Raw genomic sequence first — 16,900 nt, forward strand, 5'->3', positions numbered from 1 at the left:
GGACGCGGACCGAAGGGCGCGTGGTTGCGCCCCCGCCCTGATTCGTTCACCGGGTCAGGCTGCCGTCGGCTCCGTCTCCCCCACGAACGTGCGCCACAGCGTCGCGTACCGCCCGTCGAGTGCGAGCAGCTCGTCGTGCGTGCCGTCCTCCGCGACCCGGCCGTGGTCCATCAGGATCACCCGGTCCGCGCGGGCGGCCGTGGTGAGGCGGTGGGCGACGACCAGCGTGGTGCGCTTGCCCGCGATGCGGTCGGTGGCCTGGTTGACCTGCGCCTCCGTTGCCAGGTCGAGGGCCGCGGTCGCCTCGTCCAGGAGCAGGATGTCCGGGTCGACGAGCTCCGCGCGGGCCAGGGCGATCAGTTGGCGCTGGCCCGCGGAGAGGTTGCGGCCTCGCTCGGAGACCTCGTGGAGGTAGCCGCCGTCCAGGGTGGCGATCATGTCGTGCGCGCCGACCGCGCGGGCCGCGGCCTCCACCTGGGCGTCGGTGGCGTCGGGCCGCCCGTAGGCGATCGCGTCGCGCACCGTGCCCGCGAAGAGGTAGGCCTCCTGCGGGACGACGCCGAGCCGGTGGCGGTAGGAGGTCAGGTCGAGGGACCGCAGGTCCGTGCCGTCCACCGTGACCCGGCCGCCGGTCGGGTCGTAGAACCGGGCGACGAGCTTGACCAGGGTCGACTTGCCCGCGCCGGTCTCGCCGACGAAGGCGACGGTCTGGCCGGCGGGGATGCGCAGGCGTACGTCGCTGAGCGCCTCCTCCGGCTCGTCGTCGGTGCCGTACGCGAAGTTCACGTCCTCGAAGGCGATCTCGCCGCGCAGGGACAGGACGTCGAGCGGCTCGGCGGCGGCCTCGGTGGAGGTCGGCTCCCTGAGCAGTTCCTGGATGCGGCCGAGCGAGACGGTGGCCTGCTGGTAGCCGTCGAAGACCTGGGAGAGCTGCTGGACGGGCGCGAAGAACAGGTCGATGTAGAGGAGGTAGGCGACCAGGGCGCCGGTCGTCAGCGTGCCCGCCTCCACCCGTCCCGCGCCGACCATCAGGACCGCCGCCGCGGCGACCGCCGAGAGCAGCTGCACGAACGGGAAGTAGATGGAGATCAGCCACTGCCCGCGGATACGGGCGCTGCGGTAGTCGTCGCTGGCCTGCGCGAACTTCTTGCCGCCGGAGCGCTCGCGCCGGAAGGCCTGCACGATGCGGAGCCCCGCGACGGACTCCTGGAGGTCGGCGTTGACCACCGAGACGCGCTCACGCGCCAGCTCGTACGCCTTGACGCTGGAGCGGCGGAAGAAGACCGTGCCGATGATCAGCGGCGGCAGGGTCGCGAAGACGACGAGCGCGAGCTGCACGTCGATGAAGACGAGCGCGACCATGATGCCGAAGAAGGTGACGACGGAGACGAAGGCGGTGACCAGGCCCGTCTGGAGGAAGGTGGAGAGCGCGTCCACGTCCGTCGTCATCCGGGTCATGATGCGCCCGGTCAACTCCCGCTCGTAGTAGTCGAGTCCGAGCCGCTGGAGCTGCGCGAAGATCTTCAGGCGCAGCGAGTAGAGCACGCGCTCGCCGGTCCGTCCGGTCATCCGCGTCTCGCCGATCTGGGCCACCCACTGGGCGAGCACGGCGAGCAGCGCCAGTCCGGAGGCCGCCCACACGGCGCCGAGCGCGAGCTGCGTGACACCTTCGTCGATGCCGTGCCGGATCAGTACGGGAAGGAGCAGGCCCATGCCCGCGTCGACCGCGACCAGGAGCAGGGCGAGGAGCAGCGGCTTCCCGAATCCGGCGAGGAGACGCCGCAGGCCGTACGAATCCTCCGGGGTGACCGCGCGCGCCTCGTCGACGTGGGGTGTGTCGTTGGCCGGGGGCAACGCGTCGACCTGCGCGAGGAGTTCGGGCGTGGCGGGCATCCCCGCCATCGCGGTGTCCTTCGGCTCCCGGTCGCCGACCCAGAGTGGCGGGGTGATGCCGCGCTCGGCGTCGAACTCCGCGTCGAGTTCGTCGCGCAGGGAGGTGTCCTCGGGGATCTCGACCGGGACCGTGCGGCCGGGCGAGACGCCGCCGAGCTCGTCCGGGTCGGTCAACAGGCGCCGGTAGAGCGGGGAGTCGGCCGTCAGCTCCTCGTGCGTGCCGATGGCGGCGAGGCGTCCGCCGTCGAGCACGGCGATGCGGTCGGCGAGGTTGAGGGTCGATCGCCGGTGGGCGATGAGAAGGGTGGTCCGCCCGGCCATGACGCCGCGCAGGGCTTCGTGGATCTCGTGCTCGACCCGGGCGTCCACCGCGGACGTCGCGTCGTCGAGGACGAGCAGGCGGGGGTCGGTGAGGATGGCGCGGGCGAGGGCGACGCGCTGGCGCTGGCCGCCGGAGAGGGTGAGGCCGTGCTCGCCGACGGTGGTGTCGTAGCCGTCGGGCAGCTCCGCTATGAAGCGGTCGGCCTGGGCGGCGCGGGCCGCGGTCTCGATCTCCTCCTGGGTGGCGTCCGGCTTTCCGTACGCGATGTTGGCGCGGATGGTGTCGGAGAAGAGGAAGGAGTCCTCGGGCACGAGGCCGATGGCGGCCCGCAGCGAGTCGGTGGTCAGCTCGCGCACGTCGTGGCCGCCGACGAGGACGGCGCCGTGCGTCACGTCGTAGAAGCGGGGCAGCAGCAGCGCGACGGTGGACTTGCCGCTGCCCGACGTGCCGACGACGGCGAGGGTCTCGCCGGGCCTGATCTCGAAGGAGAGGCCGGCGAGGACGGGGCGGCTGTCCTCGTAGGCGAAGGAGACGTCGTCGAACTCGACGGTGGCCGGGGCGTCGGCGGGCAGTTCCTTGGTGCCGTCCGTCAGCGTCGGCTCGGTGTCGATGAGCTCCAGGACGCGCTCGGCGCCGGCGCGGGCCTGCTGGCCGACGGTGAGGACCATGGCGAGCATGCGCACGGGGCCGACGAGCTGGGCGAGGTAGCTGGAGAAGGCGACGAACGTGCCGAGCGTGATCTGCCCGCGCACCGCGAGCCAGCCGCCGAGCGCGAGCATCGCGACCTGCCCGAGCGCGGGCACGGCCTGCAGGGCGGGCGTGTACTTGGAGTTCAGCCGGATGGTGCGAAGGCGCCCCGCGAAGAGCTTGCGCCCGACCTCCCTGAGCTTCCCCGTCTCCTGGTCCTCCTGGCCGAACCCCTTCACGACGCGTACGCCGGAGACGGAGCCGTCCACGACGCCGGCGACGGCGGCGGCCTGGGCCTGCGCGTACCAGGTGGAGGGGTGCAGGCGGCCCCGGCTGCGCTTGGCGATGAGCCAGAGGGCGGGGGCCACGGCGAGTGCCACGAGGGTGAGCGGGATGGAGAGCCACGCCATGATCACGAGGGAGATCACGAAGAGGAGGATGTTGCCGATGGTCATCGGCAGCATGAAGAGCAGGCCCTGGATGAGCTGGAGGTCGCTGGTGGCGCGTCCGACGACCTGACCGGTGGACAGCTCGTCCTGCCGCCGTCCGTCGAGCCCGGTGATCGTCCCGTACATCTCGGTCCGCAGGTCGTGCTGGACGTCGAGGGCGAGACGGCCGCCGTAGTAGCGGCGGATGTAGGTGAAGACGTAGACGAGGACGGCGGCGCCGATGAGGGCGCCGACCCAGGGGCCCATCTCGCGCGACTTGTCCCCGATGACGTCGTCGATGATCACCTTGGTGATGAGCGGGACGAGCGCCATGACGGCCATGCCGGCCAGCGAGGAGCCGAGCGCGAGCACGACGTCCTTCGGATGCCGCCACGCGTACCCGGTCAGCCGTCTCGCCCAGCCGGATTGCTCCGGCCCGGCCTCACCGGCCTTCTCCTGCTCGACCCCACCCCGCTGCTGCGCCACCACATGCCTCCCGTCGACCTGACCTGCCGAGAGGCCCAACGCGGAGGGATGCGGATTTCATCCCGCCGCAACAAAGAGGGGCCGGAGGTCCTAGGACCTCCGGGCTTCCGGGCTTCCGGGCTTCCGGGCGTAGACAGGGTCGCGAGGTGTAGTTAGATTTGGTGGCATGAGTGTAGTCACCGTGCGGATACCCGACTCCATGGACGAGGCGCTGCGCGATGCCGCCGCCGACGCGCCTTCCCTGAACGCGTACATCGTGCGGGCCGTGCGCCGGCAGATGACGCTGGACGCGGCCCGCAAGCTCGCCGCGCTCGGTCGGCCGCTCGACCTCGATGGGGAGGGCGACGCCCTGTGACGATCGCCCGGGGGGAGGTCTGGGACGTCGACACGGGAAAGGGGACCCGCACGGTCCTGATCGTGAGCCTGACCGGGCTCGCCGACGCGTACGGCGCCGTACTGGCTCTGGTGCTGCACGCGCCCGCCGCCCATCCCGACACGGCCATGAGCGTCCGCCTCACCGATCCGGTCGACGCCTCCGCTGTGGCGGTCAACCTCGTCCAGCTCTCCGCGCCCCGATTCGACACGGGAACCCGCCACGGGGCCGTGACACCGGAGCAGATGGCGGTCGTGGACGACGCGCTCCGCGCCGTCCTCGACCTCTGACCACTCCGCCTGCCCGCTACGTCACAGGTGCGTCGGCTCGAACATGCGCAGGACTGCCGGGAGCACCACCACCGAGGGGCCGGGTGACGCGAGTGCCTTCGCCAGGTCGTCCTTAAGGTTCTCCGGGGTCGTCCGGACGCCCGGCACCCCGAAGGACTCCGCGAGGGCGACGAAGTCGGGGCGGGAGAGTTCCGTCGCCGTGGGTTCGCCGAAGGCGTCGGACATGTACTCCCGGAGGATGCCGTACCCCCCGTCGTCCACGATCAGCCAGGTGACCGGCAGGTCGTGCTGCTTGGCGGAGGCCAGTTCCGCGAGGGAGTACATCGCGCCGCCGTCGCCCGATACGGCGAGGACCGGCTTCGTGGGGTCGGCCGCCGCCGCGCCCAGCGCGGCCGGGAAGCCGTAACCGAGACCGCCCGCGCCCTGCGCCGAGTGCATCGTGTTCGGACGGCGCGCGTCGAAGGCGGACCAGGCCCAGTAGGCGAGGATCGTCATGTCCCAGAAGGACGGCGAGGCGTCCGGCAGGGCTTCCCGCACCGACGCCAGGACCTGCTGCTCCAGGGTGAGTTCCTGGGCGGCGATCCGCTCCTTGACCTTGGAGAGGACCGTCCGCACCCGCTCGGGGGCCGTGGAGTCCTCCCTGGGGGTGTCGATCGTCTCCAGGAGCGCGGACAGCGCGAGCCGCGCGTCCGCGTGGATGCCGAGCGCCGGGTGGTTGGACTCCAGCTTCCCCGCGTCCGCCTCGATCTGGATGACCCGGCCGCGCGGCTTGAACGTGTGGTAGTTCGACGAGAGCTCACCGAGGCCGGAGCCGACCACCAGGAGGACGTCCGCGTCCTCCAGGAAGTCCGTGGTGTACCGGTCCTCCAGCCACGACTGGAGCGACAGCGGGTGCTCCCAGGGGAACGCGCCCTTGCCGCCGAAGGTCGTGACGACGGGAGCGTTCACCAGCTCGGCGAGCGCGAGCAGCTTGCCGGAGGCGTCGGAGCGTACGACTCCGCCGCCCGCGATGATCGCCGGGCGCTCGGCCCGGGACAGCAGGACGGCCGCCACCGCGGTCAGCTCGGGGCGCGGGACGACCTCGTCCGGGGTCGCGTCCATGGCCGTGACGACGGGCAGGGTCGTCTGCGCGAGCAGCACGTCCTGCGGGATCTCCACCCACACCGGGCCGTGCGGGGCGGTGAGCGCCGACTCCCAGGCCGCCGCGATCGCGGAGGGGATCTGCGAGGCCGTCCGCACCGTGTGCACGGACTTGACCACGTCCCTGAACGACGCCTGCTGGTCACGCAGTTCGTGGAGGTACCCGTGCCGGCCGCCGCCGAGTCCCGCCACCGGGATCTGGCTGCCGATCGCGAGCACGGGCGAGGACCCGGCCGCCGCCTCCTGGAGCGCGGCGAGCGAGGTCAGCGCCCCGGGCCCGGTGGAGAGAAGCAGCGGGGCCACCTCGCCGGTGATCCGGCCGTACGCGTCCGCCGCGAAGCCCGTGTTGTTCTCGACGCGCAGCCCCACGTACGACAGGGAGGAGCGCCGCAGGGCGTCGAACATGCCGAGTGCGTGCTGGCCGGGGAGGCCGAAGACGGTCGTCGCGCCGAGGCCCTGGAGGGTCTCCACGACGAGGTCACCGCCGTTGCGCCCCGCAGGCGGGTTCAGGGCCGCCTCCGTCTGAGCCTCCGTGGGCCGCAGTACTACGTCGTGGTCGTGCGTCACTTGGCCGCGCTCCCCTCGGTGGTCCGGCGGGCCTCCGCGATCTGGCGGGACATGATCGTCGTCAGCTCGTACGCGGTGTGCGATGCGGCGACGGCCGTGATCTCCGCGTGGTCGTAGGCGGGGGCGACCTCGACGACGTCCGCCGATACGAGGTTGCAGGAGGAGAGCCCCCGCAGGATCTCCAGGAGCTCGCGCGACGTCATGCCGCCCGCCTCCGGGGTGCCCGTGCCGGGCGCGTGGGCCGGGTCCAGGCAGTCGATGTCGATGGAGATGTACAGCGGGCGGTCGCCGATGCGCTGGCGCAGCTGGTCGGCGACCTCGTCGGCGCCGCGGCGGTAGATGTCCGCCGAGGTGACGATGCCGAAGCCCATCTTCTCGTCGTCGGTGAGGTCCTGCTTGCCGTACAGCGGGCCGCGCGTGCCGACGTGGGAGAGCGCCTCGGTGTCGAGGATGCCCTCCTCGACGGCCCGGCGGAACGGCGTGCCGTGGGTGTACTCGGCGCCGAAGTACGTGTCCCAGGTGTCCAGGTGCGCGTCGAAGTGCAGCAGGGCGACCGGGCCGTGCTTCTTGGCGACCGAACGAAGGAGCGGCAGGGCGATGGTGTGGTCGCCGCCGAGCGTCATCATGCGCGCGCCGGAGCCGAGGAGGTCGTCAGCGGCGGCCTCGATCGTCTCGACCGCCTCGTTGATGTTGAACGGGTTGGCGGCGATGTCGCCCGCGTCCGCGACCTGGGCGAGCGCGAAGGGCGAGGCGTCCTGCGCGGGGTTGTACGGACGCAGGAGGCGCGAGGCCTCACGGATCGCGTTGCCGCCGAAGCGGGCGCCGGGGCGGTACGAGACGCCGGTGTCGAAGGGCACGCCGACCACGGCTATGTCCGTCTTGCCGCCCACCTCGTCGAGGCGGGGCAGGCGGGCGTAGGTCGCCGGGCCCGCGTACCGGGGGATGCGGGAGGAGTCGACCGGGCCTCGGGGGGTCGGGGTCTCGGCGCTGCTCATGGTCGGTTTCCTCCTGCTGGTACGAGTGATGCTGTGCTGCTGGGACAAGTGTCGCGCGGCCCACTGACAGCGGGCCGCGCGCGCTTAACTAGACGGCCACCGGCGTTTCCGGTTCCGCTTCTTCTGACCCCCGGCCCGCCAGCCGCTCGCGCCAGGCCGCGAGGACCTCGGCGTCGGTCGGCTTCGTGGCGAGGGAGACGACGACGTACACGGCCAGGGAGATCAACAGGCCGTAGTAGACCGGCTCGTTGGCGAGGATTCCGTACCCCCACATGAGCCCGATGACCGAGAGCCCACCGGCGGCGACGGCCGCGAGGGCGCCGGGAGCCGTGCCGCGCTTCCACAGGAGCCCGCCGAGGATCGGCACGAGAAGACCGGCGACGAGCAGGTTGTAGGCGACGGTGAGCGCCTGGACCACGTCGTTGAGGGCGATGGCGATGCAGACGACGGCGATGCCCATGATCAGGATGAAGAGGCGGTTGCCCTTCACCTCGTCGTGCGCCTCGTCGTCCGCTCCGTCGGACTTCACGACGCCCCGCAGCCGCGACCAGATGTCGTTGTTGGCGACGGTCGCACAGGCGATGAGCGCTCCGGAGGACGTGGACATCACGGCGGCGAGCGCCGCGGCGAGCACGAGACCCCGTACGCCCATGGGCAGTTCGTCCTTGACGATGGTCGCGAAGGCCGCGTCCGCGCTCGGCAGCTTCGGGTACATGACCTTGGCCGCCGTGCCGATGACGGCGCCCGCGATCGCGTAGACGAGGCAGTACGTACCGGCGACGGTGCCGCCGTAGCGGGCGACCTTGTCGCTGCGCGCGGTGAAGACGCGCTGCCAGATGTCCTGCCCGATGAGCATGCCGAACGTGTAGATCAGGACGTAGGTGAAGATCGTCTCGCCGCCGACGCCCAGCGGGTCGAAGTACTCGGTGGGCAGCTTGGCCTTCATCTCGCTGAAGCCGCCGGCCTTGACGACCGCGATGGGCAGCAGCAGGAGCAGCACGCCGATGGTCTTCACCACGAACTGCACCATGTCGGTGAGCGTGATGGACCACATGCCGCCGAGCGTCGAGTACGCGACGACGATCGAGCCACCGAGGATGATCGCGATCGTGCGGTTCATGTCGAACAGGACGTCGAAGATCGTGGCGTACGCGATGGTCGAGGTGACCGCGAGCATGAGGGTGTACGCCCACATGACCACTCCGGAGATGACGCCCGCGCGCCCTCCGTAGCGCAGGTCGAGCATCTCGGAGACGGTGTAGACCTTCAGGCGGGCGATGCGCGCCGAGAAGAAGACGCTCAGCGCGAGCAGGCCGAGGCCGATGGTGAAGACCATCCAGGCGCCGGAGAGCCCGTACTGGTAGCCGAGGCCGACGCCGCCGATGGTGGACGCGCCGCCGAGGACGATGGCGGCCATGGTCCCGGAGTACATCCACGGTCCGAGGCGGCGTCCGGCGACCAGGAACTCGCTCTTGGACTTGGCGCGGCGCATGCCCCACCAGCCCATGGCGAGCATGCCGGCGAGATAGACGACGATCACTGTGTAGTCGACGGCCATAGGGCCCTCCTTCGCGCACCTCGGTGGCGTGTCGTGCAGATGGGAGTGGGGGGGGTGGCAACCGGCCGCGGGGACATCCGCCCGTACCCGCGGCCTGGGGTCGGCACGACCTTAGGTGGCCGGAAAGCAACGCTGAAGTGTACGTTTCATCCACTCCCCGTGATCGATATGGATGGAACATCCACCGTGCCGGACCCCCTCGCCCCGTCAGCCCCCTCCCCGGCTCCCCCGACGCCTCCCGTCCCCCTGACCGCGCTCCTGGCCCGGGAGGACCTGGGCCTGCGCCAGGTCGCGGGGCCGGACGCCGGGGAGAGCGGGGCCGCCGTCCAGTGGGTGCACACCTCGGAGATGGCGGACCCGTACCCGTATCTCCTGGGCGGCGAGCTGCTGTTGACGGCGGGCGTGCACCTCACCGACCCGGTGGGCGCGGGCGGTTACCTCGACGACTACGTGGCGCGGATCGTCGAGGCGGGCGGCGCGGCCCTCGGCTTCGGCGTCGCGCCCGTGCACGACACGGTGCCGCGCGCCCTGGTGACGGCCTGCGACCGCTACGGCCTGCCGCTCCTTGAGGTGCCGCCGCGCACCACGTTCAGCGGCGTCGCCCGCGCGGTGTGGCAGCTGGTGGCCGAGACCAGGCACGCGGAGCTGCGGCGCGTGACGGAGGCGCAGCAGGGCCTCGCCACGGCCGCGGCGCGCCCCGACCCGGTGCCCGCGGTGCTTCGCCAGCTGGCGGCGCGGCTGGGCGGCTGGGCGGCGCTCTACGCTCCGGACGGCGCGGTGCTCCACACGGCGGGGACGGCTCCGGCGGCGGGGGCCCGGCAGGCGGTGCGTGACCTCTCCGAAGTCGTGCGTCCGTCGGGGCGCCCAGGGCCCGCCCCCGCCTCCGCCACCGACTCCGTGGGCGGCGCCCACCTCGCCGCGTACGCGCTCGGCGGCGGGCAGGGGTTCGCGCTCGGGGTCGCCGCCGAGCAGCGTGAACCGGGGGATCACACCATCACCGGGGTGGCCGTCGTGCTGCTCTCCCTCCTCACCGGAAAGCACCAGGGCGCCGCCGACTCCGTACGGTCCGCGGCGCTCGTACGGCTGCTGCTCGGCTCGGCGGTGGGCGATGTCGCGCCTCTTCTGGGGGCCGAGGAGTGGACCGTGGTGCACGCGCGCGGGGAGGCCGGCAACGACCCGGTGGCGCACTCCGTCGCCGCCTCCGCGCTGGCCGCCGCGCTGGGCAGCGGCCTGGTCGACGCGGACGCCGGGCAGGACCTCGTACGGCTCCTTCTCCCCGCCGACCGCGATCTCGCCGGTCAGCCGGGCTGGGCCCTCGGCGCCTCCGCCCCCGCCGCCACCGGTGACCTGCCGGCCGCCGACGCCCAGGCCGACCGCGCCCTGCGCCGCGCCGAGGCCACCCGGGCGCCGCTCGTCCGGCACCGTGAGGCGGGCATCGCGGCTCTGGTGGCGCCCGCGGAGGCCGCGGCCCACGCGCGCGTGCTGCTCGCCCCGCTCGGCGGCAGCGAGGCGCTCACGGAGACCTTGCGCACCTGGCTCTCCCTGCACGGCAGTTGGGACCGCACGGCCACGGCGCTCGGGGTGCACCGCAACACGGTCCGCCAACGCGTCACGCGGTGCGCGACGCTCCTGGGGGCGGACCTGGATGACCCCGATATCCGCATGGAGCTGTGGTTCGCGCTGGGGCGGAACAGCTGAGGAGCGCCCCGTCAGGGGCGCGGGGAACTGCGCGCCCAGCCACGACGGACCCGTGGCCAAAGAGCGAACCCGCCCACGCGCATAGCGCACCTCACAGGCCCAGGCTTCGAAACGCCCCGGCCTCGCGGCCCGAGCGACGGCACAATAGGACCCATGCCGATACCCAGCCGTGCCGCGCTCATCGATCACCTCGTACGCTCCCGCATCGCGGGCGATGTCGCCACGCCGCGCGAGAACAACCTCAGCCACTACCGGAAGCTCGCGAACGGCGACCGCCACTACTGGCTCGGTCTGGAACTCGGCAACCGCTGGACCGACGAGCAGGACGTCCTCGCGGTGATGGCCGAGCGGTGCGGTGTGATCGACGACGCCGAGTTCCGGCACGGGCAGGACACCATCGACCCGGAGCTGACGGTCGACGCCCTGGAGCGGATGGCGGCGCGCCTCCGTAAGGCCGCGGCCGGCAAGGAGAGGGTCCTTTTCGCCACCGGCCACCCCGGGGGCCTGCTCGACGTGCACCGCGCGACGGCGGCAGCCCTGCGCGCGGCGGGCTGCGAGATCGTCGTCATCCCCGAGGGCCTCACCGCCGACGAGGGCATGGTCTTCCAGTTCGCGGACGTGGCGATGCTGGAGCGCGGCGCGACGCTGTGGCACACGCACTCCCCCGAGCCGATGAACGCGATCCTGGACGGCCTGGAGCGCGAGGGGCGCCCGCTGCCCGACCTGGTCGTCGCCGACCACGGCTGGGCAGGACGGGCGGGCCAGCGCGGCATCGACTCCGTCGGGTACGCGGACTGCAACGACCCGGCGCTGTTCATCGGCGAGGCCGAGGGCACCGTCCAGGTGACGGTCCCGCTGGACGACCACGTCACGAGCCCGCGGCACTACGACCCCATGACGGCCTACCTGCTGGACGCGGCCGGTCTCACGCCGGAGGCCTGAGTCACGGCCACGGGTTGAGCCCTTCCTCGCGCCGCTGGGAGAACCCCGGCGTCGGGTCCAGATAGACCCGTCGTACGCCGGGAAAGCGCTCGCGCAGCCGCCGTTCGGCCTGTTCGCAGGCCCACTCGATCTGCGCCGCCGTGGAGGCGTCACGGAAGTCGACCTTGGCGGCGACCAGCGCCTCGCGCGGCCCCTGGAGCAGCGTCGTCAGTTCGAGTACAGCCTCGATGTGCTCGGAGGCGAGGAGCACCTCGCGGATCTCCTCCCGCATCGGCTTCGGCAGCGGTCGCCCGATGAGGAGCTGCGCGTTGCTGCGGCCGAGCACCCAGGCGACGTACAGGAGGAGCGCGCCGATGCAGAGCGAGGCCACGCCGTCCCACACGCCGGAGCCGGTGAGCTGCCCGCCGAGCAGTCCGCCCGCGGCGAGCACGAGCCCGGCCAGGGCGGCGGAGTCCTCCAGGACGACGGCCTTCACCGCGGTGTCGGGCGTGTGGCGCAGATAGCGCCCGAAGGACGCCCCGAAGCGCGCCGCCTCACCGCGGGCCTGTTTGACGCCGGTGCGCAGTGAGTAGCCCTCCAGGAGGAAGGCGATCGCGAGCACGATGTACGAGATGAGCGGGTCGCCGAGTTCCTCGCCGGCCACCAGGGTGTGGACGCCGTCGTAGATCGAGAAGACGGCACCGCCGACGAAGGTGGCGACGGCCGCGAGCATCGCCCAGATGTAGCGCTCGGGGCCGTACCCCAGCGGGTGGTCGTCGTCGGCGGGCTTCTCGCTGCGCTTCAGGGCGGTGAGGAGCAGCACCTCGGTGACGGTGTCGGCCAGCGAGTGGGCCGCTTCGGAGAGCATCGCGCTCGAACCGCTGATGACACCGGCGACGGCCTTGGCTACGGCGATCCCGAGGTTGGCGACGGCGGCGACGATGACGGTGAAGGTGCTCTCGCCGTTCTCGCCGCCGTCCTCTGACGGTTGCTCACTCATGTATCGGACGGTATGTCCGATCAGCGAGGAACGCGAACGACGCCCTCCTGGATGACCGTTACCGCGAGCTGCCCGTCCTGCGTCCAGATCCGCGCCTGGCCGAGGCCGCGCCCGCCGGACGCCGAGGGCGACTCCTGGTCGTACAGGAGCCATTCGTCGGCCCTGAAGGGGCGGTGGAACCACATCGCGTGGTCGAGCGAGGCACCGACGACGTCACCGACCGCCCAGCCGCCCCTGCCGTGCGCGAGCAGCACCGAGTCGAGCAGCGTCATGTCGGAGACGTACGTGGCGAGGCAGACATGCAGCAGAGGGTGGTCGGCGAGCTTGCCGTTCGTACGGAACCACACCTGGGAGCGCGGTTCGCGCGGCTGCCCGACCGTGGCCCAGGGCGGTGCGTCCACGTAGCGCAGATCGACGGCCGCGCGGGCCTCGATCAGGCGCTCGGCGACGTGCGCCGGCAGATGACGCGGCAGCATCTCGGCGGCGGTCGGCAGCGTCTCCGGGTCGGGGGCGGACGGCATGCCCGTCTGGTGCTCCAGGCCCTCCTCGTACGTCTGGAAGGACGCGGAGAGGTGGAATATCGGCTGCCCGTGCTGGACGGCGACGACCCGGCGCGTGGTGAAGGAGCGTCCGTCGCGGATCCGGTCGACGGTGTAGACGATCGGCGCGCCCGGGTCCCCCGCGCGCAGGAAGTACGCGTGCAGGGAGTGGGCGGGCCGGTCGGCGGGGACGGTGCGTCCCGCCGCAACCAGCGCCTGGGCGGCCACCTGGCCGCCGAAGACGCGCGGGACGAGCGCCGAGCGGCTCACGCCCCGGAATATGTCCTCCTCGATCTGCTCCAGGTCGAGCAGATCGAGGAGGGACTCAAGTGCCTGGTTCATGAATGCAGTTCTACAGGGCGGTTTTCGGAGGGCGGTCTCTACAGACCCATGTTCTTGGCGATGATCATCTTCATGACCTCGCTGGTGCCGCCGTAGATGCGGTTGACGCGGTTGTCCGCGTACAGGCGGGCGATGGGGTACTCGTTCATGAAGCCGTAGCCACCGTGCAGCTGGAGGCACTTGTCGATGACGCGGTGCGCGACCTCGGTGTTGAACAGCTTCGCGGACGCGGCCTCGGCGGCGGTCAGCTCGCCCGCGTCCAGGGCCTCCAGGGCGCGGTCGGCGACGGCCTCGGCGGCGTCCACCTCGGCCTGGCAGGCGGCCAGCTCGAACTTGGTGTTCTGGAAGGAGGCGACCGTCTTGCCGAAGACGGTGCGGTCCTGCACGTACTCCTTGGCGAACCGGACGGCGGCCTTGGCCTGCGCGTACGCGCCGTAGGCGATGCCCCAGCGCTCGGAGGGGAGGTTGCTTCCGAGGTAGTAGAAGCCCTTGTTCTCCTCGCCGAGAAGGTCCTCGACGGGCACCTTGACGTCGACGAACGCGAGCTCGGCGGTGTCGGAGGTCTTCAGGCCGAGCTTGTCGAGCTTGCGGCCGATGGAGTAGCCCTCGGACTTGGTGTCGACGGCGAAGAGGGAGATGCCGAAGCGGCGGTCATCGGCGGTGGGCGCGGACGTACGGGCGCAGACGATCACGCGGTCGGCGTGCACGCCGCCGGTGATGAAGGTCTTGGAGCCGTTGAGGACGTAGTGCGTGCCGTCCTCGGAGAGCTTGGCGGTGGTCTTCATGCCCGCGAGGTCGGAGCCGGTGCCCGGCTCCGTCATCGCCAGCGCCCACATCTCCTCGGCGGAGACGAACTTCTCGAGGTAGCGCTTCTTCTGCTCGTCGGTGCCGAGCGCCTTGATGTACGGCAGGGCGAGCAGCACGTGCACACCGGAGCCGCCGAAGCTGACGCCCGCGCGGGCCGTCTCCTCGTACTGGATGGCCTCGAACTTGTGCGACTCGATGCCCGCGCCGCCGAACTCCTCGGGGACGCTGATACCGAAGAGACCGAGCTCGGCGAGCTTGTAGTAGAACTCGCGCGGCACCTGACCCGCGGCGAACCACTCCTCGTGGACCGGGACGACCTCGGCCTCGATGAAGGCGCGCAGGGTCTCCCGGAACGCCTCGTGGTCCTCATTGAAAACGGTACGGCGCACGGGGAGCTCCTTCGATACGGCACCTGGCTCGGCTGGACGCAAGGCGACTAAGCGCTTGCTCAGATCAACGTTACCCGCCGGTCACTGGGCCGTCCAGAGAGAAGCCCTGTCGCTCCCGTCACGCCACCGCCGCCGCGAACGCCCCGCGCGCGAGGCCGTGCAGCAGCTCCGCCATGGCCGTGCGACTGGGCAGCGCGTCGCGCCGGCTCAGGTGCGGCGTGGAGTTGAGCAGGCCGAAGACCGCGTGCACACAGACGCGGGCCGCGTTCTCGGCGAGGTCCGGATAGACCTTGCGCACGACGTCGACCCAGATCTCCACGTACTGGCGCTGGAGCTGGCGGACCAGCTTGCGGTCGGTGTCCCGCAGGCGGTCGAGCTCGCGGTCGTGCAGGGTGATCAGGGAGCGGTCGTCCAGCGCGAAGTCGATGTGCCCCTCGATGAGCGCGTCGAGCACCCGCTCCGGCGACCCGTCCGCCTCGGCCACACACCGCTTGCCACCGGTCAGGAGCTGACCGCTGATGCCGACGAGCAGTTCGGCGAGCATCGCGTCCTTGCCCGCGAAGTGGCGGTAGAGACCGGGCCCGCTGATGCCGACGGCAGCCCCTATCTCGTCCACTCCGACTCCATGGAAGCCGCGCTCGGCGAAGAGCCGCGCGGCTTCCCTCAGGATCTGCTCGCGTCGGGTGGGGGCGTCGGTTCTGGTGGCCATGGAATCAATTCTAGACAGGGCGGTTAGCGCTCGTTAACCTGAGGGAAACGCGTTAACGCTCATTAACCGAGCAAGGGGGCTCGACTGATGCTGCAGGCACCGGTGCTGACGAGCGCGGCTGATCCCGCGTCCGAGGCATGGCGGACGAACGAGGCGGCGCACACCGCCCTCGTCGACGACCTGCGGGCCAAGCTCGCGGCGGCCAGGCTCGGCGGCGGCGAGCGGGCCCGCGCCCGCCATGTCGCGCGCGGCAAGCTGCTGCCCCGCGACCGCGTGGACGCCCTGCTCGACCCCGGCTCGCCCTTCCTGGAGCTGGCACCGCTCGCGGCCGACGGTCTGTACGGCGGGGACGCCCCCGCCGCCGGTGTCATCGCCGGTATCGGCCGGGTCTCCGGGCGCACCTGCGTGATCGTCGCCAATGACGCCACCGTCAAGGGCGGCACGTATTACCCCATGACGGTGAAGAAGCATCTGCGCGCCCAGGAGGTCGCGCTGGAGAACCGCCTCCCCTGTCTGTATCTGGTGGACTCGGGCGGCGCCTTCCTGCCCATGCAGGACGACGTCTTCCCGGACCGCGAGCACTTCGGGCGGATCTTCTACAACCAGGCGCGGATGTCGGGCGCGGGCGTCCCGCAGATCGCGGCCGTGCTCGGCTCGTGCACAGCGGGCGGGGCGTATGTCCCCGCGATGAGCGACGAAGCGGTGATCGTCCGCAATCAGGGCACGATCTTCCTCGGCGGCCCGCCCCTGGTGAAGGCGGCGACCGGCGAGGTCGTGACGGCCGAGGAGCTGGGCGGCGGCGAGGTCCACTCCCGGGTCTCCGGGGTCACCGACCACCTCGCGGAGGACGACGCGCACGCGCTGCGGATCGTGCGCACGATCGTCTCCACGCTCCCCGAGCGCGGTGAACTCCCCTGGTCCGTCCGGACGGTCGAGGAGCCCAAGGTCGACCCGCTCGGGCTCTATGGGGCGGTGCCGACGGATTCGCGCACCCCCTATGACGTCCGTGAGGTCATCGCGCGGGTGGTCGACGGCTCGCGCTTCGCCGAGTTCAAGGCGGAGTACGGCCAGACGCTGGCGACCGGCTTCGCCCACATCCACGGCCACCCGGTCGGCATCATCGCCAACAACGGCATCCTGTTCTCCGAGTCCGCCCAGAAGGGCGCCCACTTCATCGAGCTGTGCGACCAGCGCGGCATCCCCCTGGTCTTCCTGCAGAACATCTCCGGCTTCATGGTCGGCCGGGACTACGAGGCGGGTGGCATCGCCAAGCACGGCGCCAAGATGGTGACGGCGGTGGCCTGCACGCGCGTGCCGAAGCTGACGGTCGTGGTCGGCGGGTCGTACGGCGCGGGGAACTACTCGATGTGCGGCCGTGCCTACTCCCCCCGCTTCCTGTGGATGTGGCCGAACGCCAAGATCTCCGTCATGGGCGGCGAGCAGGCCGCCTCGGTCCTCGCGACGGTCAAGCGTGACCAGTTGGAGGCGCGCGGCGAGGAGTGGTCGGCGCAGGACGAGGAAGCCTTCAAGGACCCGGTCCGCGCCCAGTACGAGGAGCAGGGCAACGCGTATTACGCCACGGCCCGACTGTGGGACGACGGCGTGATCGACCCGATGGAGACCCGGCACGTCCTCGGCCTCGCCCTGACCGCCTGCGCCGAGGCCCCGCTGGGCGAGCCCGGCTTCGGCGTCTTCCGGATGTGAGGGGCGGACGATGAGCGACTTCCAGCTGAGCGGCTTCCAGCAAGGGACCACC

13 protein-coding genes are annotated in these 16,900 nt (G+C 71.5%); 5 read left to right on the top strand and 8 right to left on the bottom strand.

Annotated elements, in window-relative coordinates; translation table 11 throughout:
• Positions 1-54: 54 nt before the first annotated feature.
• On the bottom strand, positions 55-3,816 hold the full coding sequence (locus ACIBCK_RS05015; RefSeq protein ID WP_399386767.1) for an ABC transporter ATP-binding protein: 3,762 nt from the start codon (positions 3,814-3,816) through the stop codon (positions 55-57).
• Between the two features lie 166 nt (positions 3,817-3,982).
• Here ACIBCK_RS05015 and ACIBCK_RS05020 point away from each other — a divergent pair, with 166 nt between their 5' ends.
• Together ACIBCK_RS05020 and ACIBCK_RS05025 are read left to right on the top strand one after the other, a co-directional pair.
• Positions 3,983-4,171 carry a hypothetical protein gene (locus ACIBCK_RS05020; protein ID WP_399386768.1) on the top strand — a complete coding sequence of 63 codons (189 nt, stop codon included), beginning with the start codon at positions 3,983-3,985 and terminating at the stop codon, positions 4,169-4,171.
• The gene (locus tag ACIBCK_RS05025; protein WP_399386769.1) at positions 4,168-4,479 is read left to right on the top strand and encodes a hypothetical protein; all 312 of its coding nucleotides are present in this window, start codon (positions 4,168-4,170) and stop codon (positions 4,477-4,479) included. Before ACIBCK_RS05020 ends, ACIBCK_RS05025 begins: the two co-directional genes overlap by 4 nt.
• 21 nt (positions 4,480-4,500) lie before the next feature.
• Here the strand turns inward: ACIBCK_RS05025 and ACIBCK_RS05030 are convergent, their stop codons facing one another.
• The 3 genes from ACIBCK_RS05030 to ACIBCK_RS05040 all read right to left on the bottom strand — a co-directional run bounded on the left by ACIBCK_RS05030 (position 4,501) and on the right by ACIBCK_RS05040 (position 8,739).
• Positions 4,501-6,186, bottom strand: coding sequence for a thiamine pyrophosphate-binding protein (locus ACIBCK_RS05030; RefSeq protein ID WP_399386771.1), 1,686 nt, complete (start codon positions 6,184-6,186; stop codon positions 4,501-4,503).
• Positions 6,183-7,181, bottom strand: a complete 999-nt coding sequence (gene speB / locus ACIBCK_RS05035; RefSeq protein WP_160505152.1) for an agmatinase — start codon at positions 7,179-7,181, stop codon at positions 6,183-6,185. Before speB ends, ACIBCK_RS05030 begins: the two co-directional genes overlap by 4 nt.
• A gap of 88 nt (positions 7,182-7,269) precedes the next feature.
• Entirely contained in the window at positions 7,270-8,739 is a 1,470-nt protein-coding gene (locus ACIBCK_RS05040; RefSeq protein WP_399386773.1) for a sodium:solute symporter, read from the bottom strand.
• A 168-nt stretch (positions 8,740-8,907) separates the two neighbouring features.
• On the opposite strand from ACIBCK_RS05040, the gene ACIBCK_RS05045 reads away from it, so the two are divergent.
• A complete protein-coding gene (locus tag ACIBCK_RS05045) occupies positions 8,908-10,437 on the top strand; it encodes a PucR family transcriptional regulator (RefSeq protein WP_399386775.1) in 1,530 nt (509 codons plus the stop codon).
• Between the two features lie 153 nt (positions 10,438-10,590).
• Positions 10,591-11,379, top strand: a complete 789-nt coding sequence (locus ACIBCK_RS05050) for a phosphatase (protein ID WP_399386777.1) — start codon at positions 10,591-10,593, stop codon at positions 11,377-11,379.
• 1 nt (position 11,380) lies between these two features.
• On the opposite strand, the gene ACIBCK_RS05055 is transcribed toward ACIBCK_RS05050, so the two are convergent.
• From ACIBCK_RS05055 to ACIBCK_RS05070, 4 genes are all read right to left on the bottom strand, one after another.
• On the bottom strand, positions 11,381-12,358 hold the full coding sequence (locus tag ACIBCK_RS05055; protein WP_399386779.1) for a cation diffusion facilitator family transporter: 978 nt from the start codon (positions 12,356-12,358) through the stop codon (positions 11,381-11,383).
• Positions 12,359-12,378: 20 nt separating this feature from the next.
• On the bottom strand, positions 12,379-13,239 hold the full coding sequence (locus tag ACIBCK_RS05060; RefSeq protein ID WP_399386781.1) for an acyl-CoA thioesterase: 861 nt from the start codon (positions 13,237-13,239) through the stop codon (positions 12,379-12,381).
• Positions 13,240-13,277: 38 nt separating this feature from the next.
• Entirely contained in the window at positions 13,278-14,435 is a 1,158-nt protein-coding gene (locus tag ACIBCK_RS05065) for an acyl-CoA dehydrogenase family protein (RefSeq protein ID WP_399386783.1), read from the bottom strand.
• Between the two features lie 118 nt (positions 14,436-14,553).
• The gene (locus tag ACIBCK_RS05070) at positions 14,554-15,144 is read right to left on the bottom strand and encodes a TetR/AcrR family transcriptional regulator (RefSeq protein ID WP_399386785.1); all 591 of its coding nucleotides are present in this window, start codon (positions 15,142-15,144) and stop codon (positions 14,554-14,556) included.
• An 87-nt stretch (positions 15,145-15,231) separates the two neighbouring features.
• Here ACIBCK_RS05070 and ACIBCK_RS05075 point away from each other — a divergent pair, with 87 nt between their 5' ends.
• Positions 15,232-16,848: a carboxyl transferase domain-containing protein gene (locus ACIBCK_RS05075; RefSeq protein ID WP_399386787.1), complete on the top strand. Its 1,617-nt coding sequence runs from the start codon at positions 15,232-15,234 to the stop codon at positions 16,846-16,848.
• Positions 16,849-16,900 lie beyond the last annotated feature (52 nt).

The sequence above is a fragment of the Streptomyces sp. NPDC051218 genome (genome assembly GCF_044455475.1).
Classification (GTDB): domain Bacteria; phylum Actinomycetota; class Actinomycetes; order Streptomycetales; family Streptomycetaceae; genus Streptomyces.